The organism is Cohnella nanjingensis, assembly GCF_014212125.1.
In the GTDB taxonomy this organism is placed as follows: Bacteria; Bacillota; Bacilli; order Paenibacillales; family Paenibacillaceae; genus Cohnella; species Cohnella nanjingensis.
Genome location: NZ_JACJVP010000041.1, coordinates 209,993 through 235,430 on the forward strand (window position 1 = coordinate 209,993; position 25,438 = coordinate 235,430).

At 51.7% G+C, this 25,438-nt stretch carries 19 protein-coding genes; 7 read left to right on the forward strand and 12 right to left on the reverse strand.

The features are described 5' to 3' along the window. Positions 1–12: 12 nt before the first annotated feature. The 4 genes from H7C19_RS24245 to H7C19_RS24260 form a co-directional block, all read right to left on the reverse strand. Positions 13–1,731, reverse strand: a complete 1,719-nt coding sequence (locus H7C19_RS24245; protein ID WP_185671647.1) for an extracellular solute-binding protein — start codon at positions 1,729–1,731, stop codon at positions 13–15. Between the two features lie 94 nt (positions 1,732–1,825). After that, positions 1,826–3,472, reverse strand: coding sequence for a response regulator transcription factor (locus H7C19_RS24250; protein WP_185671648.1), 1,647 nt, complete (start codon positions 3,470–3,472; stop codon positions 1,826–1,828). Then, positions 3,465–5,255, reverse strand: coding sequence for a sensor histidine kinase (locus H7C19_RS35530; protein ID WP_185671649.1), 1,791 nt, complete (start codon positions 5,253–5,255; stop codon positions 3,465–3,467). The genes H7C19_RS24250 and H7C19_RS35530 overlap by 8 nt, the downstream gene beginning before the upstream one ends. A 127-nt stretch (positions 5,256–5,382) precedes the next feature. Further along, entirely contained in the window at positions 5,383–7,284 is a 1,902-nt protein-coding gene (locus H7C19_RS24260) for a glycoside hydrolase domain-containing protein (RefSeq protein WP_221469451.1), read from the reverse strand. Between the two features lie 262 nt (positions 7,285–7,546). On the opposite strand from H7C19_RS24260, the gene H7C19_RS24265 reads away from it, so the two are divergent. Continuing rightward, positions 7,547–8,341, forward strand: a complete 795-nt coding sequence (locus H7C19_RS24265; RefSeq protein ID WP_185671651.1) for an alpha/beta fold hydrolase — start codon at positions 7,547–7,549, stop codon at positions 8,339–8,341. Between the two features lie 117 nt (positions 8,342–8,458). Here the strand turns inward: H7C19_RS24265 and H7C19_RS24270 are convergent, their stop codons facing one another. After that, positions 8,459–8,788 carry a winged helix-turn-helix transcriptional regulator gene (locus H7C19_RS24270; protein ID WP_185671652.1) on the reverse strand — a complete coding sequence of 110 codons (330 nt, stop codon included), beginning with the start codon at positions 8,786–8,788 and terminating at the stop codon, positions 8,459–8,461. 150 nt (positions 8,789–8,938) lie between these two features. Between H7C19_RS24270 and H7C19_RS24275 the strand changes: the two genes are divergently transcribed. Then, positions 8,939–9,922, forward strand: coding sequence for an NADP-dependent oxidoreductase (locus H7C19_RS24275; RefSeq protein ID WP_185671653.1), 984 nt, complete (start codon positions 8,939–8,941; stop codon positions 9,920–9,922). A 191-nt stretch (positions 9,923–10,113) separates the two neighbouring features. On the opposite strand, the gene H7C19_RS24280 is transcribed toward H7C19_RS24275, so the two are convergent. Further along, positions 10,114–10,488 carry a hypothetical protein gene (locus H7C19_RS24280; RefSeq protein ID WP_185671654.1) on the reverse strand — a complete coding sequence of 125 codons (375 nt, stop codon included), beginning with the start codon at positions 10,486–10,488 and terminating at the stop codon, positions 10,114–10,116. A 445-nt stretch (positions 10,489–10,933) separates the two neighbouring features. Between H7C19_RS24280 and H7C19_RS34430 the strand changes: the two genes are divergently transcribed. From H7C19_RS34430 to H7C19_RS24300, 4 genes are all read left to right on the forward strand, one after another. Beyond that, complete coding sequence (locus tag H7C19_RS34430) at positions 10,934–12,325, forward strand: alpha/beta fold hydrolase (protein ID WP_221469452.1); 1,392 nt, start codon at positions 10,934–10,936, stop codon at positions 12,323–12,325. Between the two features lie 66 nt (positions 12,326–12,391). Continuing rightward, positions 12,392–12,940, forward strand: coding sequence for an SRPBCC domain-containing protein (locus H7C19_RS24290; RefSeq protein WP_185671655.1), 549 nt, complete (start codon positions 12,392–12,394; stop codon positions 12,938–12,940). Positions 12,941–12,956: 16 nt separating this feature from the next. Continuing rightward, a complete protein-coding gene (locus tag H7C19_RS24295) occupies positions 12,957–13,304 on the forward strand; it encodes an ArsR/SmtB family transcription factor (RefSeq protein WP_185671656.1) in 348 nt (115 codons plus the stop codon). A 34-nt stretch (positions 13,305–13,338) separates the two neighbouring features. Beyond that, a complete protein-coding gene (locus H7C19_RS24300; RefSeq protein ID WP_185671657.1) occupies positions 13,339–13,707 on the forward strand; it encodes a DUF1801 domain-containing protein in 369 nt (122 codons plus the stop codon). Positions 13,708–13,791: 84 nt separating this feature from the next. Here the strand turns inward: H7C19_RS24300 and H7C19_RS24305 are convergent, their stop codons facing one another. Beyond that, positions 13,792–14,499, reverse strand: a complete 708-nt coding sequence (locus tag H7C19_RS24305) for a DNA alkylation repair protein (protein WP_185671658.1) — start codon at positions 14,497–14,499, stop codon at positions 13,792–13,794. 238 nt (positions 14,500–14,737) lie between these two features. On the opposite strand from H7C19_RS24305, the gene shc reads away from it, so the two are divergent. Then, positions 14,738–16,633, forward strand: coding sequence for a squalene--hopene cyclase (shc, locus tag H7C19_RS24310; protein WP_185671659.1), 1,896 nt, complete (start codon positions 14,738–14,740; stop codon positions 16,631–16,633). Between the two features lie 119 nt (positions 16,634–16,752). Here shc and H7C19_RS24315 read toward each other — a convergent pair whose 3' ends face one another. The 5 genes from H7C19_RS24315 to H7C19_RS24335 all read right to left on the reverse strand — a co-directional run bounded on the left by H7C19_RS24315 (position 16,753) and on the right by H7C19_RS24335 (position 25,402). Next, positions 16,753–17,988 (reverse strand): alpha-L-fucosidase, encoded by a 1,236-nt coding sequence (locus H7C19_RS24315; protein ID WP_185671660.1) that lies wholly within the window; start codon positions 17,986–17,988, stop codon positions 16,753–16,755. 57 nt (positions 17,989–18,045) lie between these two features. Beyond that, entirely contained in the window at positions 18,046–19,077 is a 1,032-nt protein-coding gene (locus tag H7C19_RS24320; RefSeq protein ID WP_185671661.1) for a glycoside hydrolase family protein, read from the reverse strand. A 47-nt stretch (positions 19,078–19,124) separates the two neighbouring features. After that, positions 19,125–20,144, reverse strand: coding sequence for an SGNH/GDSL hydrolase family protein (locus tag H7C19_RS24325; RefSeq protein WP_185671662.1), 1,020 nt, complete (start codon positions 20,142–20,144; stop codon positions 19,125–19,127). A 48-nt stretch (positions 20,145–20,192) separates the two neighbouring features. After that, a complete protein-coding gene (locus H7C19_RS24330; RefSeq protein ID WP_185671663.1) occupies positions 20,193–21,329 on the reverse strand; it encodes a glycoside hydrolase family 88 protein in 1,137 nt (378 codons plus the stop codon). A gap of 62 nt (positions 21,330–21,391) precedes the next feature. Beyond that, a complete protein-coding gene (locus H7C19_RS24335) occupies positions 21,392–25,402 on the reverse strand; it encodes an early set domain-containing protein (protein WP_185671664.1) in 4,011 nt (1,336 codons plus the stop codon). Positions 25,403–25,438 lie beyond the last annotated feature (36 nt).

A 25,438-nucleotide genomic window follows, 5' to 3' on the forward strand; every position in this document is an offset into this window, starting at 1 on the left:
CCCCACATACGGTTATTTATTTTTGTACCATTCGTTGACTTCTTTCGTAATCTCGTCTCCGCCGATTTTTTTCCAATCCGACACGAACTTATCGAAGTTGTCGATCGAATCGCCCATGATGATTTTCGTGAACACTTCGTATTCCATCTTGTCCAGCGTCGATTGCTTGGCCGCCATCGTCTTGGTCGGCGTGCCGTAGAATTCGTTGTAAATATCCAGTTTCTTCGTGGCGTATTCGTTCATGGCTCTGAAGGATCCGGTTTCGCCGTAAATCCGGTCCATCGACCATTCCGCAGTCGTCCCTGACCCGCTTAAATATTTCGTGATCTGATCGTAAGTGTCTTTCTGCGCCAAAGTGAGCTTCGACGTGTCTTTCGTTTTCAACGCATTTGTCACGCTTAAGTGCATATTCAGATTTCCATTGGGTAATCCGGCCCTGAGGACGGCGAACTTGAATACTTCAATGCCGTCAGGCGTTTTGCCATACTTCTGGCTCGTTTCGAGATTATTGTCGTTTGAAATGTTAACGAACAGATTCAGCATTTTAATTGCGGCTTCCGGATGTGCATACCCTTTTTTCACTGCGGTGAAATCGTTAATGGATTGCGTGATTCCGGGTCTCGCCGGTTGATCGTCAACCGAGACGATCGGATAAGCCGTCCATTCCGCTTTCGGGTCGTTGTCGCGGCTGGCGTTAAGCGGAAACAGCGGATTCCACATATGTCCGTAATGAAGTCCGTTTTTGCCGGCGCCTTGCGCCTCCGCCGCTTTATTCGTATCTTTGGAGCCGAACTCTTTATCGATCAATCCGGCTTTATACATTTCCTGAAGCTTCAAGAGCGCCGCCTTTACTTCCGGTTGAATGCTGCCGTTTACCAGGTTGCCCGAAGCGTCTTTGATCCAGAAACGCGGGTAAGCATGATAGCCGAACATCAATCCGTCGATTCCCGCATAACCGGTATTGCGTTCGTACAGTTCCTTCTGCAGCTCCAAGCCGATCGTATCTTTTTTGCCGTTCCCGTCGGGATCCTGATTCGTAAACGCATCGGCGATTTTCACGACATCGTCGATCGTCTTGGGCTCCGGCAAATTTAATTTCTTCAGCCAGTCGCTGCGCACCCATAACAGCGTGGAAGCGTCGAAAGAACCGCTAACGGCAGGTATTGCCATTAATTTGCCGTTAAATGTCGCCGAATCGAGCGTGATGTTGCCTTCATACGTGAAAATCTGTTTCGTGAGCGGCGATGCATACTTGTTCCAAACGTCCGTCAAATCTTCCACCATGTTCGCATCGACAAGTTGTTTCAACTGAACCGCTTTCACCGGAACCAGATCGGGGATGTTGCCGGAGGCGATCGATACGTTCATTTTTTGCTCGAACGTCGATTCATCCGCCGTCCAATCGTTTTTCACTTTAATGCCCAAATCGTCCAAGTACGCTCTTGACCACACGTTGTTATCGATCGTGTCTCCTGCCGGGAACTTCATCGAGCCGGTCATGCTGCGGGCAGTGGAAATTTCAATCGGCGCAGCATACTTGCCAAGCGGATCGATTTCTTCCGGAGCAGCCGACTGCGACGCTTCGGCCGTCTGCGTCGCCTCCGTGCCGGCTGTCGAAGCGGGGGCCGCGTTGCCGCTGCTATCGTTGTTTTTATTGCCATTGCAAGCCGCTACCAGCACGATGCTTAGGACAAGCGCAATGGCTAATAACCCCTTCTTGCGGTTTTTCATCTCTCTGGACCTCCTCGGTTAAAGATGCATTTTCATTGTAGAACGCCCCCGACTTGATCTCCATTTCGACCTATTGACGTTCCTTACGTTTCGTTTACCGATTTGCGTCGCGATATTCCTGAGGCGTCATTTGCGTCATTCTTTTGAAAAACGTCGTGAAATACGGAGCGGACGCATATCCGACTACCGCGCCGATCTCGTGGATTTTATATTTCGGATCGCGAAGCAGTTCCATCGATTTTTTTACTCTGGCTTCGGCGATGTAATCGGACAACCCGATTCCCATCGTCTGCTTGTAGAAGCGGGATAAATACGTCGGATTCAAATACACCTGTTCCGAAAGCTTCGTCAACGACAAATCCTGGTCCAAATTCGCCGCGATATAACGGTTGATTCGCTCGGTCACCCAGCTTGTCCGCTCGTCCAACTCGTCCCGCTTCCGATCGAACAACACCTCCGAAGCAACGCGCAAATAACGGAACGCTTCGGCCGCAGAGCCATGTTGATCGAAACGCGTCAGCTTATCGAGATCGATCGCAGATGCAAGATCCGCGCCCGGTTCGTTCAGATGGGAGAGAAGCAGCGTCATGACGGAATAGTAGGATTCCAGCAGAAGACCGTAACGGTATGGCTCCGTCAAAATCGCCGCTTGCAATTGATCCAGATGCTTGCCGAATTGCTCCTGCTGACTGTTTTCCAAACATTTTTCCAGCTCGGAAATCTGTTTTCTCCATTTTTCGCGATCCGGCTCGCCCGCACCCGAACGATGATCACCGTCGGATTGAAGGTCGTTGGCGGCATACCATCGGTCGGTCAGCAGCATCTCGTTCGCTTGGCCGAGTCCGAGGTTTAATATTTTTTTCAATTGAACGTAAGCCGCGGGCAGCTTGCCGAATGGCACGAACGAACTGCCTGCGGCGAGCGAAATCGGCAGTTTCAATAACTCCCTGCATGTCGCCTGCACCGATTCCAGCGTGCCGTGAACGAAGCTGTCCGTCTTTTCTTCCCTTCCTTCCGTTGCGGTCTCCGTCTGAATAAACCAAATAAACGTTTTGCGATCCGCCAGCACCGGCTGAAACCGCCAATTTCCGAAATACTCCTTAGCAACGTTCTGAACCGCGTACATCAGCAGTCCCATATCCGAATAAGTCGCTCCGTCCTCCCAGCGGTCGACCCTGCCTACAACGAGCATACACGGCTCTTCCGGATTCAGCGCAATTTTGAGTTCCTTCAACCACCCGGAATCTAGCCGGTTTGCGGGCACCTCGTCTGCCAGGAATCCGAGCAAATATTCTTTCTGCAGCGCCGGGAGCGCGTGAATCATCTGCGCTCTCGCTTCGACGACGATCTGTTCGCTTCTCATCTCGCCGGCGAGCGTATGGATCGCCTGTTCCACGCTTTTCACAATGGCTTCGTCATATTCCGTTTTTAACACGTAATCCACGATGCCATTGCGCAGCGCTTCCTGAATATAGGCAAAATCGTCGTATCCCGTTAAAAAGATGACTTTACAGCGCGGCCATTGCCGGTTGATTTTTTTCTGCAGCTCTATTCCGTTCATGAGCGGCATTCGAATGTCCGTCAGCACAATATCGATCCTCGCACGCTCCAGCCATTCTAGCGCTTCGATCGGGGAATACGCGCGGCATACGTCAAGCTCAAGATGCGGCAGCCCCGCAAACAATTCGAATAATCCGTCGACGATATACGGCTCGTCATCGACGATCAGCAATCTATGCATGTCCATCGTCCTCCTTAGGTATCGGAATCGTCAGCTGGGCCTTTAGACCGCCATCCGTTCCACGGGAAAAGGCGAGGCCGTACTGCGCCCCGAACTTGATGCGGATACGGCGATGCACGTTAATCAGCCCCGTGCTCTCTGCTTCTTCAGCAGGGAGCTTCAGCAGCGTGATCAAACGGTCGAGCGTTTCATCCGTCAAGGTATCGCCGTTGTCTTCTACTGCAATAACAAGCAAATCCGCCCGTTCCTCGAAAGAAACGACGATTTTTCCGGTTGACAATTTATTTTCCATCCCATGGTTGTATGCGTTTTCGACGAGCGGCTGAAGGATCAGTCTTGGAACGGTCACCTTCAAGCAGCTGGCCGGCACCTCGCCGAACTCCGCTTGAATCCGATTGGAGAAACGGATCGTTTGAATATCCGCATAGGTTTTGACGAAAGCCACTTCCGTTTCGAGCGGAATGAATTCGGCTCCCGTGCGCGTAATGAATTGATAATATTCGCTAAGAAACTTCGTAAATTGCACGATGTTCTCGTAATCCTGAATTTTCGCCATGCGATAAAGAATAAAAAAGCTGTTATATAGAAAATGGGGATTAATTTGCGATTGTAATTGACGCAGCTCCGATGAACGGACACGGTATTTCTGCTCATACACTTCGTGAACGAGAACGTTCAGCTTGCCTACCATCTCGTTGAAGTGATCGTACAAATAGCGAAACTCGTCCTTGAACGGATTCACGACTACTGTCAAATTGCCTCTCTCCACCTCGCGAAAGGCTTGAATCAGCTTCTTGAGCGGTTTATGAATCAAGCGGAAAATGAAAAAGGAAAAACAAACGATAATCACGACGGATAGGCACGATAACAGCCACAACCCGATTCGATATTGCTTGAGCGGTCCTAGAACGTTTTTCTCAGGCAAATAGATGAATAGCGTAAAATCGAACTTGGTTGAAGCTTCGAAAGCGACCATTACTTTCTCTTCGCCGACTTTGATAGACTTCAGCCCGGAACCGTTATAAGCGTCAGCCTGTTCCAGATTTTCTTTGAAATAAACGGCTGCCTCCGAATCGCTTGCAACAAGCAATGCCGGCTTGCCGCTGTACAGCACAACCCCGCCTTCATCGTCGCTTCCGAATCCGTTCAGCGCCTTGGCGATCTTGTCTTTCGAGATTTCGACCGATAGCACGAACAATGGCGGTGTCCCGTGCATGACCGTGTTGTCAGGGTACGGAAAGCTGATAAAGAGCCTGTCCTTCCACATCAGGAAAGGGGATTCATACCGATTCGTCGGCGCTAACATCGCCTGAAATTCTTCATTGGACATGCGGCTAATATATTCATTAGAAGAAATCGTCCGATCCAATGCGGGTATAAAAGCGCTAACGTTGCGAATATAGGGGCTTGAGCTTTTTAACAGCTCGAGACGTTTTTTCAGCCGCATGGTGGCTTCCCAAATGTTAATCTCGGACATCACTTCCGATGCGATCGACAATCGCTGCAAATCATCGTCGACGATGTACTCTTGCCCTTGACTGATGATTCTTGCAAACTCCGTCTCTAACGAGTCCATATAGAAATGGACCCTTGAAGTCATCAGCTTGGATATTTCCGCGCGAACGCTATTCGACCCGGATTGATTCATGCTTAAGCTCAAGGCATTCAGAGGAATGAGGACGAGCAGAAACGCCAGTACCAGCTTCGAAAAAATCGAAAGCGACATCAACTTGCTTCGAAGATAGGATAACGGTCGAATTAACGTTCTCGTTGCTGCCTGCACTTGAATTCTCTCCTTTATCCATCGCTTCGAAAACTCAAATAAAGGACTGGAAAAACCGAGGTTTTCCAGTCCTTTATTTATCATCATAACGTTATTTTACATCGATTTCGGCAAACCGCGTATCGCTTTATGCGGAAACAATCTCATCAAGAATCTGCTTGTGCGCGATATCCACGTTAGCTCCAGAACGGGTGTAAACGGTAAAGTCGGTGATCAGGGATTCCGCGATGCTTTTGGCGACAAGCGGCTTCGTTTGTTTCAAAATGTTCAGAAGTTCATAATCTTGCACCCCGTAAAGCTGGTTCTCGCTGCGGACGCTGTCATATATATCGTACGCTGCCTTATTCGGACGAACGAGCCACCAGTTTCCCCAGCCCTGGCCGTCACCTCTTTCCGTATCCGCTGCAGTAAACGACGATGTCGCGCTGTCCCAATTGAGCCAATAGTTCCAGCCCCAGTGGAGATAACCTGTTGCGCCTACCTTCCACCCTAGCCAGGGGATCAGCCTAGTTTTGTCGAGATGATAGCTGATAAACCGGTTCATATAATCTCCTTGAGGACTACTCGATGTGTAAAGCCATAATTCTTTGCCGTTTTCGATTCTTTGTTTTTGATAGAATGCCGTATTCTGGTCGTAAAGCTCCGTCAGAGGCGTATAGCTTGTCAAACCGTTTTCCATCCCGGTCCATAAAAAAGAATGAGCCTCGTTTGTCTGAACTTGATTGCCGAACACCGCTTTCAATTTGGCGTAGTACCACATGGCGGCATCGATTTGCCCTTGATTTTGGGGTTCATCTTCGGCGCTTACGATCAATTTGTCGGTCCAGCCTTTCGCGTCGAGATGCGCTTTCAACGCCGGGAACAGCTGGTCCAGATACGCGTTGGCCGTCGGAGAATCGGGAACGTCGCCGTAATAGACGGCTTTGCCGTCCGCGCCTCTGACCAGCGTATCGACCTTCGAAAGGCCGCCGCCCACATGCTGAATTTGTTGCGGGACGCCAATATATTGCAAGGCGCCCGCGTCGATAAACGTCTGAACGAATCGATCGAACGTTGCCCAACCGAAATTGATGTGGCCGTTCGCATCGATTGTCGTATCCGGAATGAGCAAGCCGTGGAAATCCGTATGAATGACGTTGTTCCGATGCTTGGCGTGATTGGCTGCGATGTTCTCGATCACTTTCCACCAATTCGAATCGTACATCGTGACGTTATATTGCAAAGGAATAACTTGCTCCGTGCCCGAAAAATCCCACCCCGCCGATCCGAACCAATTGTTCAGCTTAAAGGTGGACTGATTTGTCGGCGGTATGGTTACGTTGTATACGACGACAGTCACGTTCACCGTTACGTTGCCGCCGCCGCTGTGGACGACGGCCTTGCCTGTGTATGTCCCCGGTGTCTGCGTCGGGGACGTGTAGACGCTATAGTAATAGGGTTGAGTCACATTGGCCGCAACCGTTTGCGGCGTGTTGTCCTCCAAAGAATCGGTATAATCGCCGCTGTCCGGGGAAGTGGAGCCCGGAGGATTCTCGTAATCCCCAGTGGCCTTCCATACGCCAGTATGGGTAATTTCCCTCGTCACTTTAATGTTGGAAGCGGGAATTGCAGCGCCTCGAGGCCCGGTAAGCGCAGATGTAGTCACGAATACGTGGGATTGCGAAGAGGATGACCTCACTAGAATTTGCGCGGCTTGATATTCATTTCTAGCCGCGTATAGGGTGATCGCCGTACTGGCTCCCGCCGGCATCGTGGACGTCTGGAACGCCCTATCCGACGCACCCTGAATCCATACGGACGGAGCCGCCGCGTATGCGCTCCCTAACGACAGAAAGGCGCTGGACAACAAGGCTAGCGATAGTAGAATCGATAGTCGAGGTTTCGAGAAAATCAACGTTCGGAAAAACAGTTTCATGATTTTCATCACAATCTCCTCCGATTTTTCATTTTTCCATGCGACTTCATGTTCGGCCAACCGATCGCACATCCCCCCTTCAGTCATACCATACAACAATTGAAGCGCTTGCAATATTTCGTATTATTGATATTTCTTTCGCTTTAGATACTGTTTCGAGTTACATATAACTGCCTGTCCGAGAGCTTCTAAGAAATAACAATAACGAAACAACGCAGTTTGGCCTTAAACCAAACTGCGTTGTTTTTAAGCGACTATGAATATCGTAATGATATAAATTGGAATGGAAAATATTTCACTTGAGCATTACGTGACGTAATGGATTAGAGTACATTTGAAGGGAATTTACTAAGATGATTGCCAAAAGGAGAAAACCATGAAGAAAATCATTTCAGCCGACGGGACGCCAATTGCGGTGGACGTGTCGGGCAGCGGACAGCCGGTAATATTGGTCGGAGGCGCGTTTCAGATACGAACGGACCCGATGATGACGGAGCTGGCTAATTTTCTAGCACCACATTTTACCGTCATGTCCTACGACCGGCGCGGACGAGGCGACAGCGGGGATACGGCGCCTTATGCCGTTGAACGGGAGATTGAAGATATCGGAGCATTGATGGAGGAAGCCGGGGGAAACGCCCGTCTGTTCGGCATGTCATCAGGAGCCGTTCTTGCGCTTGAGGCGGCTTGCAGGCTTCCGGTCGAGAAGTTGGCGCTTTACGAGCCGCCTTTTATCGTCGATGACAGCCGTCCTCCGCTCCCGCCGAACTATTTGCGGCATCTCGCGGATCTCCTCGCAACGGATCGCCGCGGGGACGCTGTCGAATTTTTCATGACGGCGGCAGTCGGCATTCCCGCCGACATGGTGGTCCAAATGCGCCATGCGCCGTTTTGGCCGGCCATGGAAGCGGTGGCGAACACGCTCGTTTACGACGGGACTGTCATGGGAGATACGATGTCGGGCCATCCGCTTCCTGCGGAACGGTGGGCCGACTGCACGTCGCCGACTCTCGTCGTTGCGGGAGAGGCAAGTCCGGCTTACCAGCGGAATGCCGTTCGGGAGCTCGGGGCCGCGCTCCGCAATGCCAAGACGCAGTCGCTGGAGGGGCAAGACCATAACGTGTCGGTTCGTTTGCTCGCTCCCGTGCTGCTGGACTTCTTCGCCCATTGACGCTCTTTTAGAAAGATCGGGAGAGAGCAGATAGGACTCTCGGCTAGTCGTCTTCGAAAAAAGTCTTTGCCCGCCCATCGGTGGCTGCAAAGACTTTTTTTTAGATAACTTCATGAATCAACCGTTACGTTCGCGGTGAACGAACCCCCACTGAGCCATCGCCTGCATGACAGGTAAGAACGTTCTGCCGTAGTCACTTAGTGTGTATTCGACTTTCGGCGGAACTTGTTGATAGACTGTTCTAATGATTAAGTTATCTCTTTCCAGCTCTCGAAGCTGTTCAGTTAACATCTTGCGGGTAATTTGCGAGATCGAACGTTGGAGTTCGTTAAAACGCTTGGTACCGCTAACTAATCGCCAAAGAATAATTGCTTTCCATTTCCCCCCAACCACCGACAGTGTTGTCTCCACCGGACAGACGAGCACGTTCTCATCCAATCCACTCATGCACATCACATCCCATCCATCCGAATCAAGTTTCCAATTGGGTACTACGTTACGAAAAAGTGCGTACTTACAAACTCGACACTTTAGTAAGTATACTACATTCAACACACGTTATTGCTTAAAAATCAAAAAGTGATGGAGGGTAATCCGATGTCCAAGTCCAAAATGAAAGCGATTCTTGTTCATGAGTATGGCGGTCCGGATGTAATGAAATTCGAAGAAGTCGACCGCCCTAACCCATTGGCAGGAGAAGTACTTGTCAAAATTCATTATGCAACTGTCATCCCGCTTGACTGGAAAATTCGCAACGGATGGGTGCAGAACGTATTTCCCAAGACGCTTCCCTACATTCCAGGGTTTTACGCAACCGGAGTGATCGAATCGACAGGCCCGGGAGTGGCTGAATTTACTGTCGGCGATCGCGTCTTCGGAATGATTGTTGGAGCTTATGCGGAGTATGGCATTGCAAAGGTGAATAATCTGGCGAAAATGCCGAACGCGGAGTATGCCGTTGCTCCGGTGGATGACCTGGTGAAGTTACCGGACGGTCTCTCTTTCGAGGATGCAGCAACGATCAGGGCCGGTGCAGATACGGCATGGAAAGCCTTGTTTACCGAAGGAGAGCTGGAAACCGGTCAAACTGTCCTCATTCATGCCGCTGCCGGCGGTGTGGGACAATTCGCCGTTCAGTTGGCCAAATGGAAGGGAGCCCATGTAATCGGTACCGCTTCAACCCCTAACCTAGACTTCGTCAAGTCTTTGGGTGCGGACCAAGTCATCGATTATACGACGACAGCTTTCGAAGAGGTTGTCAAAGAAGCGGATCTCGTCGTCGATACCATTGGGGGAGATATCGAGAATCGATCATGGGCCGTTCTGAAGCAGGGCGGAATTCTTGTCGCTTTGACGCAGCCTCCATCCCAAGAGAATGCTCAAAAGCATGGCATTACAGCTAAATTCAACACCAAGTTTCCAACCTACGCGAATCTGCAGACAGTAGCACAATTGATTGCCGACGGTACAATCAGAGCAGAGATCGATTCCATATTCCCGTTGAGCCAAACTAACAAAGCACTAGAGAAAAGCGAAGCAAGACATGGTCGCGGAAGAATATTGCTGCGCATCGACTCCTAATGCCATGCAAGCACGAAGACCCCTTTACCGAGGGGTCTTTCCTGTAACATGACTGTGAGAACAGCCTATCGGAGTACACACGCTACATTCTAATGTCGTATACATTGCAGAGCTATGAGGAATGTAAAAAAGCAGAGGTCCGCCCTCCTTCTCTCTATTGTGAGAATATATCCTCTGGAAGGTAGTGCTTTTCAATTCGTCCGTTCAACCGGTATCGTTTCATGATGGCCATTCCACTTCATTTCGAGGGAAAATTGCGTCTCATCTACAACCGGGGTGCTAACGGTAGATTTGCCGGCTATTTTCTTAATCTTCAGCACGACTTTGCTTTCACCGCTCTCTTGAAAGTTGCTGCTGTCCTTGAACGCGTAGCTGACCGATCCATCGAATGTCTCTTCGTCGCCGATGTACCGAATATCGTACGATTTGGTTTTAGCCGATGAATTATAGGTGCAATTGACGGTCCAATTTTCACTCTTTCCTTCGAATTTCACAGGGGTCGAACAGCCTGTCAACACCGATAAACCAATTATGAATGTCAGTGACAACAATAGGGGGGATTTCACGTATTCGCCTCCCTCAAATATTTCCTACCAAAATTATACAACATCGCCGTATGCCGGCTAACGGACTTCCGCCGTGTTGTTCGCCTGGCCTTTGGTCCGGGATCTCCTTCACCGTCAGCGTCGATGCCGCGTCTGCAAATAGCCAGTCATCTCCCGTCTCCGTATTCAGCTTGACCACTATAGCCGTATCGAGAAAAAATATTCAGGGCTACCTAAGAACGCTGCACAAATGTATTCAACATACTAATCCATATTTCCTATTCAGGAAATTTCCTTGACAGGAACATTCCTTATTGTGTATATTCCTTTTAGGGAAAATAATAACCCATTTCGCAAGTTCTCCAAGATCTACTTACGTAATGAACAAATGGTTTGGCCATTCATTCGAAAGGGGGTTTTTGAATTCTCTCCAGTGTAAACAGTTGAATATACAAGAAATGCTCGTATGAATCGGTACGATTTTACAAGCCCAAAAAAAAGGAATGGTGCGAATTTGAAAAAATCGGCAGCAATCATCCTGACTGTTCTCATTCTGCTATTTACAGCGTTAAGCGGTACCGCATTTGCCTTTAACGACCTGAACGAGGCCGAAGAAACAGCCATTCTCGATCTAAAGGATCGGGGCATTGTCTCCGGTATGGACAATGAACACTGTGCCCCGCGTGCTAAAATCACTGTTGCTCAGGGCGTTACTTTAATTGTCGGAGGAATGAAGCTAAGCATCGCCCCCCATGCAACGGAGCCGGATGCAAATACGTACTTTACTTCTATTTCGATGAACGCTTGGTATTATGAAGCATTCGTCGCAGCGAGAAAGAACGGATTAGACATCCCGAAGGATGTCAATCCCCATGCATTCATGACCCGGGGACAGTATAAATCGATGCTACAAACGGCATTGGACAACAAAGGTCCGTTTCCGGAGCAGGAATCTCCAATTGTATTTGAAGAAGAAGATCAACGAATCATGACGCGAGGAGAAGCGGCGGTATTGCTGCTTTCAACCATTAAATTCCTCGAGGCGAAATCCGTTCCATCGAAGCGCGGCTATGTCTCCGTCAATGGCCTCAATATGTATTATGAGATATACGGTACTGGACAACCGCTGGTGTTGCTTCACGGCGCTTATAGTTCGATCAATACGACATTCGGCAAGCTGATACCGATTCTGGCGAGGACCCGGCAAGTGATTGCAGTGGACCTGCAAGGGCACGGTCGTACGGCCGATATCGATCGGCCTCTCAGTTATGTGCAAATGGCGGACGACACAGCTGCGCTGCTGAGAGAGATCGGGATTGCGAATGCCGATATATTCGGCTATTCCATGGGAGGCACCACCGCCCTGCAAATAGCAATTCGCCATCCGGAACTGGTTCGCAAGCTCGTGCTCGCTTCGACCTACTTTCGGTCTGACGGATATTATCAAGAAGTTCTGGACTCGATTCCGTACATCACACCCGAAGTTTTCGCTGGATCACCAATTGTAGATGAATACAAAAGGGTGGCACCGAATCCGCAAGATTTTCCTAATCTGGTTAATAAGCTTAAGACGCTCGTCAGCGAGAAGTTTGCTTGGGAGCCGGCGGAAATTCTCTCTATCAACGCGCCTTCCCTCGTCATGGTTGGCGATTCGGATAGCATTCGACCCGAGCATGCGGTAGAATTGTTCCGACTGCTTGGCGGCGGTGTAGTCGGCGATATGGCAGGACTTCCCCGTTCCCAATTGGCAGTCATCCCAGGTACGACACACATCTCGATTATGAATCATACGGAATCTCTCGTCTCGCTCATCGTTCCTTTTCTTGATGCGTCCGTAGAAGAATCGCAAGGAGCATAAGACGCATGATTCACCATGTTGACGAAACAATTTCGCAGGTCAAATAAAAACTTGGAGTGATTGATGATGAAAACAAATCAGACAAACGGTAAAGCCGTAACTCGTGTGGATGACTTAAGTCTCACCGTCGAGCGTACTTTCGATGCACCCCGCGAACTCGTTTGGAAGGCGTGGACCGAGCCGGAGCACGTAGCGCTTTGGTGGGGGTTTCAAGGTGTGAAACTGCCGATCTGCGAGATCGATCTTCGGGAAGGAGGCAGCTATCGTTTTGTTCAACGTTTTGCCGACGGGAACGAGATGCCCTTCAAAGGCGTATACCGGGAAGTCATACGGCCCGAGTCGCTAGTGTACACGCAGATCTTTGATGTCGAGCCGTACTCAACCCACGAATCCGTCGTTTCGGACACATTTATTGAACTCCCGATCGGCATGACGAAACTCACAAGCCGAACGGAATTCGCGACGGCGGAGGCACTGAAAGGCGCGCTTGCAGCCGGGGCGGAGACTGGAGCGATTGCCTCGATGGAACGCTTCGCCGAACATCTGAAATCCTTAGCGACCGATGCAACAAAAGGAAAGTTCCCTGATGCGCCATTCCCGGAATCGATTGAATGAGGAGAATATTATTATCATGAATCTGGCAACATTGAACGCGCTTGCTGAACCCAATCGGTTAAACATTGTAGAACTTTTACGCGAAGGTCCGCTTGCAGCGGGAGAGATTGCTGAACGTCTTGAGCTTAATAATCCGCAAACTTCCAAGCATCTTCGCGTACTAAGCGACGCCGGAATTGCGGAGGTACTTCCGATTGCCAATCGTCGAATCTACAAATTGCGGTCCCAGCCGTTCGATGAACTGAGCTCGTGGCTAGATTCCTTCCGCCTCCTGAAGGAGGAGAAACTTAATCGGTTTGACCAATACCTTAAAGAGTTGCAGCGCAACGAGCAGAAGTCGCAGCATGAGGATCAAATGGATTGAATCACGATCCCAAAGATGAATGGAGGAGTCGGGAATGACTGATAACAACTTAAATCAAGGCGTCACTGACTATATCCAAAAGATTGAACAGGAATGGCAGAAAGAAATTGTACAACTGATTCGTAAAGCCATCCATAAAGCTATTCCGGACGTTAACGAGCAGATCAAAATGACAACGCCCAATTATACGAAGAACGGTAAAGTGGTGTGTACGTTATTTGCTGCGAAAACATGGGTTACGTTAACGATATTCAACACCGGGGAGCTGGAAATACCGCAAAGCTTACACAACGTTTCGGATTATCCCGACCGCGTACAGCTGAAAATAAAAAAAGGCCATGCCTTGGACGAACAAGCCCTGACCGAATTTATGCAGCAAGCGGCGGCGACTATTGCGGTTTAATCGTTTCGGCATGCGGTAACGAGAAAGCAGACTTCTCAGCCCTTTCGCCTCCCAGTAGGAGGTCGGAAGGGCGTTGTATGTTAACTAACACCTTACATGTTTCCGTTTGAAGCCAAGCTGCCCTTTACCTATTGCCTTTTGAATATTGTCGGAGGCGTTTAGGAACTTGCTTTTTGCTTTATCTTTTTGGACTTCGACCGGACCTACTGCCCTCGCGATTTCGACCGCCTTATCGTGGAGTGGCAAATAGGAAGTCCCCACGGTGTAAATAAAATTATTCATCGCGTATTTTGTTCGTTCGGGAGAATCGTGAATCGTATTTCTCACAGTTTCAAGCATGCTGGCCATTTTGCTTTCGGAAAATTCGCGATCCGGGCGATTACCCAAAAGCCAGCAGTAACAACTCCAACCCGCTGACATTCTCAGCTCTTCGCCGCTTGTGATCCATTGATCGGCAACTTCTTGGGCAATATCTGCTTCAGCTAAGGTTACCGCAACCACATAATCGGACAGCATGTAAAAATAAGCCGTATCCATCCACCGCTCAAAATCCGCCTTGGTCATTGCTTTTGGGTCTGCAATCGCACCGGCAAAGTACATAGCGTCGTAGTTCCCGGTAGCGTAAAGCTGCTCAGCCAGGGGTTGATTGATCTTGATTTTTCTCACCATTGGCTTCATATCGCCTGTAGCAACGCCATAAAGCGGTTCGTGAGCGCCATTCGATATATATATTTTCTTGGTTCGTTCCTTGCCGAGAGCTTCAAGCTCACGCATAACCATTTCTAAATCCATCGCATATCCCTTCTTTCATTGGCGGCTTTTCCTTAGATTATATCCATCAAATCCATGACAGTAAATGCCAACTGAACGCCCACGCTTTGAATCGTGGGATACCACTCCGTGCTTTATGGGTGGGTATAGGATCATAAGAATACTTCCTTGGTAGTTCTTGTGGCTCCTCCCATTTCCTCATTTCCCATTGTCGACAATCATATAATGGTTGAAAATGATCACGGAGGTAACCCGGGAAATGAGCCCTATTTTAATCAAAATAGATGAGGAAATTCAGCGACTGACAGAAACGCTTCTTCAGCTGCAGCAGCAAGACGGGTCTTGGCGTTTTTGTTTTGAGAACGGGACGACTATAGATGCATACGCGATCATTCTCTTTCGAACGTTGAACGTTCAGAATGAAGCCCTTATTCGGCAACTGCATGATCGCATCCTCAACGAACAGCAACACGAAGGCTGTTGGAAACTATTTCCCGATGAAGAAGAAGGAAACTTATCGGCTTCTGTTGAAGCCTATTATGCCTTGCTCTATTCCGGGTATAGCCAAACAACGGATGAGCCGATTAGACGAGCCAAGCGCTTTATTCAATCCAAGGGTGGTCTAGGAAAAGTCACCAGCATCTTGACCAAGGCCATCCTCGCTGCTACCGGACAAAGTAAGTGGCCATCATCCATCTCGTCCATTCCTCTTGAGATACTGCTTCTCCCCGCTTCTTTTCCAATCAACTTTTTTGAGTTTTCAGCGTATTCAAGAGTTCATCTGATTTCCATGCTGATCATGGCCGATCGGCATTATTCTATAAAGACTGATCATGCTCCCGATCTATCCGATCTTCATGTTGATCCTATGAACACCGATGAACAGCCCGCTCGTGCGTTTCAGGAAATGCAGATCAGCATACAAGCCGGACTAAGCAGGCTTATTGGCACGCCCCGTTCTATCCATGAAGCCGCCACAACAAAGGCCCAACAGTTCATTCTGCAACGGATTGAATCGGATGGAACCTTATACAGCTATGCCAGCAGTACCATTCTGATGATCTACGCCTTGCTCGCCCTCGGTTATGATCAGCAGCATCCTGTCATCACGCTTGCCGTTCAAGGCATAACAGCTATGCAATGCCGATCTAACGGTAAAACGACGATTCAAAACTCACCCTCTACCCTATGGGATTCCGCTTTGATTACCTACGCCATGCAGGAAGCCGGAATTGCCGATGACCATGCGACGATTCGGAGTGCAGCTGCTTATCTGCTTTCCAGACAGCATCACCAATCAGGAGATTGGAGTATTCATAATCCCAATACGCTGCCCGGGGGATGGGGTTTTTCAGAAACCAATACCATGAATCCGGATGTGGATGACACAACTGCAGCTTTACGAGCAATCAGAAGATTATCCCATACCGATCCTTCCTACAGGGAATCGTGGAATCGCGGACTCAATTGGGTTCTATCTATGCAAAATAATGACGGAGGCTGGCCAGCCTTCGAAAAAAACACAAACAATGAAATGCTCACTTGGCTCGCCATAGATGGCGCCAAATCAGCAGCCATTGATCCCTCGGAAGCTGATCTTTCGGGTCGCACCCTAGAGTATTTAGGAAACTTTGCCGGACTTGACACCCGGTACGACTTCATCAAACGCGGAACCAACTGGCTGATTAACCATCAGGAGAACGACGGCTCGTGGTATGGAAGATGGGGGATCTGTTACATCTACGGTACGTGGGCTGCAATAACGGGGTTAATGGCTACGAACATCCCCACCAACCATGAGGCTGTACAAAAGGGAGCCCAATGGCTCTTAAACATCCAAAACGCTGACGGGGGATGGGGAGAATCCTGCAGAAGTGACCGGCTTCAGCACTATGTGCCTTTGGGGGAAAGCACGCCTTCTCAAACCGCATGGGCATTAGACGCGCTCATCGCTGTTCATCCACGATCAACTGCCGCAATGGATAAAGGAATCTATAGACTTATCGCTTCCCTGCAAGAAGATAAATGGACGGCCTCTTATCCGACAGGTGCCGGCCTTCCGGGTAATTTCTATGTTCATTATCACAGCTACCGGTACATCTGGCCCATCCTTACGCTGAGTCACTATAGACGGAAATTTGGTCATCAAGCATAAACATCACAATTTCACCGCCATTCACGTGCAGAATTTGCCCTTTTTTAGAGGAGAACAAAGAAATGAAAAAATCCTCCTCAAATCATTCTGAGGAAGATTATCATTTCAGCATAACATGATTATTCGACATAATAGGCTCTGAAGGAACGAAACAAAGGATGTCCCGCCTCTTCAAGCACCCTAACCCGAAGCTGATTGGTTTCGATGGTGTCGAACCGATCGATTTTCTTATGTCCAATTGCGCTTCCTCGCGCCAGTTCTATCCATTGGCCGTCTTGGCGAGCTTCAAGAACATAGTTGCGGACCCGTTCGCCGTGAGCGATATCTTCCATTAAGATAACGTGGTTTATACGACTGACGAACGGTAGAATGAAGCCAAGCGACTTTCCGTCTCCTGATGCTTCTGCAAGAGGCGTTGAAAATCTCCTTTTGATCTCGTCTCCGAATTCGATAATGCGCGCTACATCGTTGGTTGGCAGCAAACCTTGATCATCGGGTGCAATATTGAGCAGAAGCGTTGCGCCATGTCCTACTGAACGGTAATAAATATCCAGCAATTCCTCCAAAGGCAAGAGGCTATGCTCGTCATCCGGGTGCCAGAACCAATGAGGCTTCCGGATGGGGACGTCGCATTCCGCGGGAACCCAGTCAGGGGTGTCCGGCAGCCAAGTCAACATATCCTTCGTAAACATGCTTGCTCTAGCCGTTTGAGCCGTATTCCAACACGGATACGGGGCGACGCCATCCTCATTGCCGACCCAGCGTATGGTAGGAGCCCCCATGTTAAAGACCATCGCATCCGGCTGGTACTTCCTAACCAATCCAATAATTCTCATCCAATCATATTCGCGGCCTTCCGAACCCGCGCCGTCAAACCATACTTCAACAAGGGGACCGTATCCGGTCAGCAGCTCTTCCAACTGCCTTGCATAGAAATCATCGTAGGCTTCTTTATCGGAATAACATTCTTCGTGCCGATCCCATGGCGATACATAGAGACCGAACAACATTCCTTCTTCCCTGCAAGCATCCGCGCATTCCCTGACTACATCCCCCTGGCCGTGTTTCCATGGACTCGATCGGACGGAATAATCCGTCGTTTTCGTTGGCCAAAGGCAGAAACCGTCATGATGTTTGGCCGTCAAGATAACATATTTGAAACCCGCTCGCTTCGCGGTTCGAATCCATTGCTTCGCATCCAACGAAGATGGATTGAAGGACTCCGGCGAATCCGTCCCCTCTCCCCACTCCCGATCCGTAAAGGTATTCAGGCCAAAGTGGAAAAATACCCCTAATTCCAGTTCCTGCCATGCAAGTTGTTGCTTTGTCGGTACCGCTAACTCAGGCTTGCTCATTGCAACACGCTCCGTACTCGATCTAAATCGGCATTATTTCGTAGAAATCATTCAACTTCATGCTTCTTGAATCGGGATGACCATATTCCACGTGTGGCTTGCAGTCGTGAATCCTTCCGAACCGTCAGAGGTTGCGGCGAATAAATGCGTGGGCCGCCCATCCTGAAACAATAGAAACGGCCGTTCCAGATTCCCCATCGTCTGTACGGTTCCGTCGTCCCAAACGATTCGCCGCGAATACGCATGCGGATAATCCGCAAGCTTCCAATCCGTCCCGTCTTTCGACAACGCGTGAATACCGCCATACTTCTCGCCGCACAAGGTGCCCTCCATATCTTTGGCGATAAGCTCATACCCGTTATCCGATTTCCATATAAACGGATCTTCGATATGGAATTGCGAAGGCGGGAGAACAGGCCGATCCGATATGGCCTTGTACGGACCGTGAAAGTGTTCCGCGGCCGCGATACCGATCGTCATTTGTCCGTGGGTGTTTCCTTCGTATTGACGCGCTTTGTAAATAAGCAGAACCGAACCGTCCTCGTGCAGGCACGGAGCCGGATTCGAAGTTAGAAAGCTGTCGAAGTGTCCCGGACGCGTAGGCAAGATGGGCTGATCTCTCCGCTCCCATGGCCCGAATACGCTATGCGAAACCGCCAGCCCGATCCGTTTGTTCGAACGGGCGACGATGCATCGCGGATCTTCAAGTCCAAAGGGTTCCTCTGGATGCGGCTCGGGAAACGGATGCGTCGAACCCATGTAATACAATAAATAACGGTCTCCCCACCTCACGATATGCGGGTTATGCGTGGAACGGCCGTCCCAATACTCGGCTCCCCTTGCGGGAAGCACAACTTCCTGAAATTCGTACGGCCCCTCCGGCGTATCCGACACGGCACGCACGATTTCCGACGCGACCAGCCATCCGGGGTGCATCGGGATCCATTTGGGCCAACGCGAAGCGAACATATGAAACCTTCCGTCTTCTCCCCGCACCACAGAGCCGCACCATACCCAATATCCTTCCATGCGGAAACCGCCGGTTCGCGGCGCCGGCAGCAACTGCTCCGATAGATGAATGATACCCATCAGCTTCCCTCCATTGCGTGCGTTCAAAGACCGGGGGCAATCATCGCCTAAACCAGGTCGACGCCGATGATGTCCGACAAGGCATCGGCCAGATTTTCCCCCATAAGGGTATGGCCGAAGTCGGACGGATGAATCAAGTCCGCCGTCAGACCGCTAAAGTCGGTCAAGATAGCCGTCCCTTCCAGCAAGCGGAGATTCGGAAGATCGAGCTCCTGTACCAACCTTCGCAAAATCCCGTTATACTTCGCCTCGCGAACGCCCGATATCGATTCGTTCTTCTCGTACGTACTGAAATTCGGAAAGATCGTAAGGACAACGACAGGTTTGGACGGATGAGCGGAGGTCACCCGCCGAATCAAATAGTCCGCCCTTCTCTCGAATTCCTCCGAAGAGACGGAACCGCGCATATTCACGCCGATCTCCAGCGTAATCAGATCCCAATCGTTCCGGTCCGCCAAGTAATCGGCAACCTCCGGTTCGCACATGCAAGCGCCGGGCAAGCCTTTGTTCAGCACGTCCGCCCGCAGACGGCGGGCCGCCTGATGGATATAACCGTGTGCCGTATGCGTAGCGCCGCTACCGGTCGTGATGGACGAGCCGTAAGCCAACCAACGCAAACGAGGAGCCTCGTCTTCCGCGGGCGGCCGATGGCCGAAGCCGTAACTCTCCAGATGATAAAAGGCCAAACGGAAATCGCACGAAAAAATCCGCCACAGCTTGCCGGAATATCGCGTTTCGATCCGATCCTCGGAACGCACCGTTCCGAAATAAGGATTATCCTCCAACGTAATCGTTTGGATCGCGCCTGCCTGCAGCCGGTGGATGGAATGAAAGTAATCCCCCCGATAAACGACAACCTCCCCTTCCCTTTCATTCGCGGAGAGGGTGACGCTCGCTTTGGGCGCTTCCGTGACGAAGCGAATCTCGCAGCCGCCGGCCATCTCCGCCCGGTAAGCGCCGGGTATCATGTGCTGTCTTACTTGCTTCGGATATCGATTCAATTGCCAACCGCCCAGAAAGGGCGCAAGTTCGTCCACGTTATAAAACTCGATATTTTGAAAAATCACGGCAAACCCGCCTTTCATCAAATAGGAAAGCGCCGGACCGGGAAGTCGTCACCAGAACCGCTCCGCTTGTCGCTCCAATCTCAATAAAGCCTCCATATAGAAATAATCGCCCCATATCGCGCCCGCTTGAAGCTCCCCGCACTGCGCCAGATGCAAGATATTCTCCGCCTCCGGCTCCTCCGCGAAATAGGGCGGTGAGGACAAGGTCTCGATCATCTTGGCCGCTTGGGCGCCATACCGGGCCCGGTCGCCGCAAGCTTCGGTATCGGACAGTTCGAGAAGCCCGCAGGCGGCAATGGCGCACGCGGACGTATCGATCCACCTCGGCGCGGTCTCCGGCAGGCGGAAATCCCAGATCGGGACGCCGTTCTCCGGCAATTGCCTGATGAAGAAATCGGCGATGCCCTCCGCTTCCTTCAAGTAAGCGGCCTTCCCCGTATACCGATAGGCGACGGCGAATCCGTACAAGGCCCATGCCGTCCCGCGCGCCCATGCCGAACCGACTCCGTAACCGCAATGATTCCGTTCCCCTTCGGACTCTCCGCTCATCCGGTCGAACTTGTAGGCATGGCATACCGAATGATCGTCGCGGATCATGCAGCGGATCGTCGTATCGGCATGCGCCTCCGCCACGTCCTTATAGAAGTGATGGCCGGTCTCTTCCCATGCCCAGAAGAGCAGCGGCAAATTCATCATGCTGTCGATGATCATCAGACCCGAGACGTCCTCGCCGGTCCCGTCCATCCGGCTCCAGGCGTCGATAAACCGGCCGTTCACGTTAAACCGCTTCGCCAGCTCCGTTGCCGCTAGCAGGGCGATCTCGCGCGCATTCCGGTCGCCCGTCGTTTTGTACAGCGCAACCTCGCTGAGCGAATACAGGAATCCGAGATCGTGCATCGTTTCTAGGGCATCGACGGTTACTTTTTTCCGGTAATCGTTCTGCAGCCGATTCATATACCGCAAATATTTCGGGTCTCCGGTATAGCGGAATGCGTGTACGATCATGCCGGTAAAGAACGAAAGCGTCCATTGAAACCGATGATCGAAACGCTCCCGCAGCTTCGAATATTGGCCATCCACCGTATAACACGGTGCGTTCTCCACGCCAAGAAGTTCCATATTCCGGTCGATCTTCCCGATGATGCTCTCCAGCTGTTGCGCGATGCCGCTTTGTCGATTTACCAATGGTAGGACTCCTTCCGGTAACCGGCGGGCTTCATGAAGTTTAGAAGCCCGCCGGGATGACATTATCCGTTTACTTGCACAATCATCTTGTCGCTGGATACGGTTCCCGCATCGTTGACCAGCTCGGCGCGATATTCATAGACGCCCGGCGGTCTGCCCGTTACGGTTGTCGCTGCCGTTTGGGCGGAAGGCGTATGATCCGCCAACGTTTGCGTATCGATGAGAATGCCGTTCTCGTACAGTTTGTACGTGGTGCCGTTCGTTCCCCACCACAAATTCGCAACGACTTTAAAGTTGCCGTCATGATCCCAGTTGTCGTTGGATAGGACGGGCTTGCCCGGCGCCGCATCCGTTACTTCAACCGTCATCGTATCGCTTCGCGCGGTCCCGAAACGGTTGGCAAGCTCCGCGACATAACGGTAGACGCCGTTTTTCCTGCCGCCGATTGCCGTTTCCGCCGTTTGCGCGCTTGGCGAGAGGTCGGCCAGTTTTTTCTTATCGATTAAGACGTCGTTCTCGTAAAGCTTATACAGGCTGCCGTTGTCTCCATGCCACATATTCATCGTTACCTTGTAATTTCCGTCCATCAGGCCGGTATCGTAGCCGTTGTCATTCGACAGAACGGGTTTGCCCGGCGCCGCCGTACTCGCGCCGTCGTCCGGAACGTCGCTGCCGTCGTCCGCATAGAGACGGAAGGTCAGCGGCGTTCCGTCGGCTGGAAGCGCGATCCGCAGCGGCTTCACCGTTCCGGCGAATGTCGAGATATCGGCTCCGAAGCCGGCAGCCGTCCCTTCGGGGAGAGCAATGGTCATCGAGGAATCCCCAAGCCTGAATACCGTCGTTCCGCCCGAAGGTCCCTCTACGACGGCCCCCGGCTCCTTCATGGCAATCGGCAGATTGAGGTACGTATCGTGCAGCTTGCCGATTGCGTTCAAGGTGACCGTAATCGTCGTCGCATCGTCGCCAAGCTCGTATTTCCACGTCAGATCGCCGCCGGGACTTGCCAATGCCGACTTGATTTCGAAGCTTTCCCCTTCCTCGATCCAGTTGAAGGAGGAGCGTTCTTTCCCGGAGCTGAACAAGTTGCCGTTATTGTCGTACCCGTAAATGCCCGTGAACGACAGATCGTCAACCGTGTTGACGGCGCCGGACCGACTGTTCTTGGTCGAGTTGACGACGGTTCCCGTTCCTTCGGACCAGAAGACGGTCGGCCCTCCGCCGACGCGGGATTGCGCGGGTATCGCATCGGCTCCCGTTATATCGTAGAACACCGCTCCGTACAGATTGCCCCGCTTCCAGGCCACATTGCCAGGCAAGGTCCATGTTCCCCGCTGTTGATCGACAGGAAGAACAGCCGGCTCCACCGTATCGGGTCTCTCGTAAGCTTTATGCAGATCGCTTGCCCATGTGCCGTTCGTGTTGTCGTAGAAGGTATCTTTCTTCGGAATGGCCCATTCCAGCAGCCGTTTGGCCCAGTCTTCATTATTGATCAGATGGGGGAAGATCTGCGCATCCCCGGCCCCGGCCGCCGGCTCCTTGATCTTGTTATAGCGGGCAAGCGCCAAAGGAAAATCGGGGTGCGCCAGAAAGAGTCCCGGATAAGACGGTACGCTTAAATAGGACAGGGTTCTCGCATTCATGGCCGAAGGCGAGAGAAAGGTTCCGTTGGCGACGCCGCTTGGCTGCGGAAGCCAATAATAGCTTTGGAACTCCAGGTCCTTCTGGATCGCGTTCCTCATCTTCTCCGCAAGCGCCGGCTTCGCTTCCGGAAGCTCCCGGTATTCGTAATACAGACTCGTCAGCTCGTACTCGTTCATGGAGCCGTAATTGCCGTCCGGGCCGTATTCCTCCAGGAAATAGCCCGCCGGATGCTGGCCGAACTTGGAGTTCGCTCCATGCGTACCCTCCACGTAGGAAGTCATCATTCGTTCGAAATAACCCAGGAAGCGGGCTTCGCCGGTAGCCAGGTACGTGTACAAATGCCCATCGATCGTATGGAGCCACTGATTGCTCTGATAGCCCTTGTAATCGCCCATCCGGTCGCCGGTGCTGATGAGCGCATCCCGGTAAGCGTCCCTTACCGCCGGAGACAGATCATCCTTAATCAATGCGAATGTCTTAGCCACATTGCGGTAGACGAAAAAAGCATGCGTCAGCGGAGCCGTGCCGTTCTGCAAATTATTTTCCCGGATATAGTCGTCTCCCTGGGTCGATACGAGATGGTACATGGCCGCAAGGGCGGCGCGATTGGCCAACGCCCGATTGCCGTAGGCGGGGTTGAGCGTTCCCGGCGTCGCAACGGCCGTCGCGAGGTTCTCCGCATCCCATGGCGACAAGATGGCCGGATGCAGGAAGGTCTCCCAGGAGAGCGGCTCCGGAATGGGATTCGGTTTGTTATTGGGATCGACATCCAGAATCGCGCCGTAATACGGACTGTCCGCGTTCATCGTCTGTCGGTCAAGCGCCGGCTTCATCCCCATGAGGAAGCCGTACTTGCCGTAGTTGAGCGCCTCCACGATCGGGTTCTCCAGGTCGGCCGGCACCTCGGTCGGAAACGTCAGGTTGACGGTCAAATCCTCCTGCTGCAGCGCCTTCATCGCGTTTCGCACCTTCGCTTGAACCGGCCCGGCAACCAGCAGGCCGTCCGCTTCCACGGTGCCTCCCTTGAGCGCAAGCGCCGCTTCCTTCGTCGGGGTCAGCAAGGCGGGGACGCCGTCGAACACAAGCGCTTCGCCGGAAGCTGCATCGATTTGCAATTGCCATACGGTATCCGCGGGCGCATGGTTGACGGAGAACGTAAATCGGCCGTTATGGTTGGCCGGCGTACCGAGCCATGCGCCTTGATCGTCATACACGCGGGCCGTCGGAATGCCCATCGATTCCATAAAAAACGTATTTACCGTTCGCGGCAAATAGAGGTAAGAGGTTCTGGGGGTCGTTGCCGTGACGCCGAGCGCCATCTCTCCTCGCACGCCCCAAACCTCCGTTTCCGGAAGCGCGATCTCCAGCAGATCGCCGTCTCGGCCTCCCGAGAAGGAGACCCGGTAAATCCCCGCCGGTCCGTCGGGAATGTCGAGCGTCTGCTCGGCCGTGCCCGTACTCTGGTCGGTGAATTCATGCCAGGCGACCAGTCGGCCTTCCGGATCGAACACGCGGGCGAGCGCGATCGGCTTGAACGGCTCCTTCGCCGGAACCTGCGTCGTCCGCCGCACCAGCACCTGCCCGGGACCCGGCGCCGCATAAGCGGCAAGCATTCCAAACCCGCCTACGCCGCCTGTCAGAAGTTTGTTCTTCGAGGCCTGATATACCGGGAAGCCCGGATATTGCGGCAAGGGATCGGTTGTCGGCGGCACGTCGGTGATCCGGTATACCTTGAAATCATCCAGCAGGATTTCGACGTCCTTGCCTCCGAGGATAAGCGAGATTTTGTCGGACGCGGTTACGGGGTTCAGAAACTGAAATTGAGAGGCAACCAGATTGCCGTTGATATAAAGATCGTGCTTCCCGGACTCGTAGTTCAGGACATGCTTGAACGTATACTCCTGTCCGGGATCGAAGACGAACGCCCGCTTAGGATCCGTTGGGTCATACACATTCTGCATAACGGATCCGTTGTGTATCTTGTATGCGAGTCCGGTGCTCCCCGGAACGATCTGGCCGTTGAACGGCTGCTTATTGCCGTTGGCGGCGTCCGTAAGGAGCGGAAATCCGATAGCCGCTCCGTCGCTCCTGACGACCTGTACCTTGTATTCGATTCCCAGCCTGTCATGGTTGACGCCGGGCGTAAACGGGGTTCCCAAGCTTTTATCCAGCGACAAATAGTTCGTATTGGCCGTGCTTTTCATCAGCTTCAGCTTCCCGTTTTCCAGTACGGCCGTGTTCCCGGCATCGTTGGCATTTTTGACGGCCCATCCTTGCGGCTGCGTCCCGCTATCGAACGAATCGTTGATAATCGGAACGATGTACGGCTCCGCATGAGCCTGAGGCGTCTTGAGGAATCCCGGCGGCAGAAGCGCAAGCACGAGGGCAACCACAAGGATTCTTGCCGATAGCGACTTCACGAACGGTTTCATAAAACTCCTCCGGTCTATTGGTTATCGTATAACCGT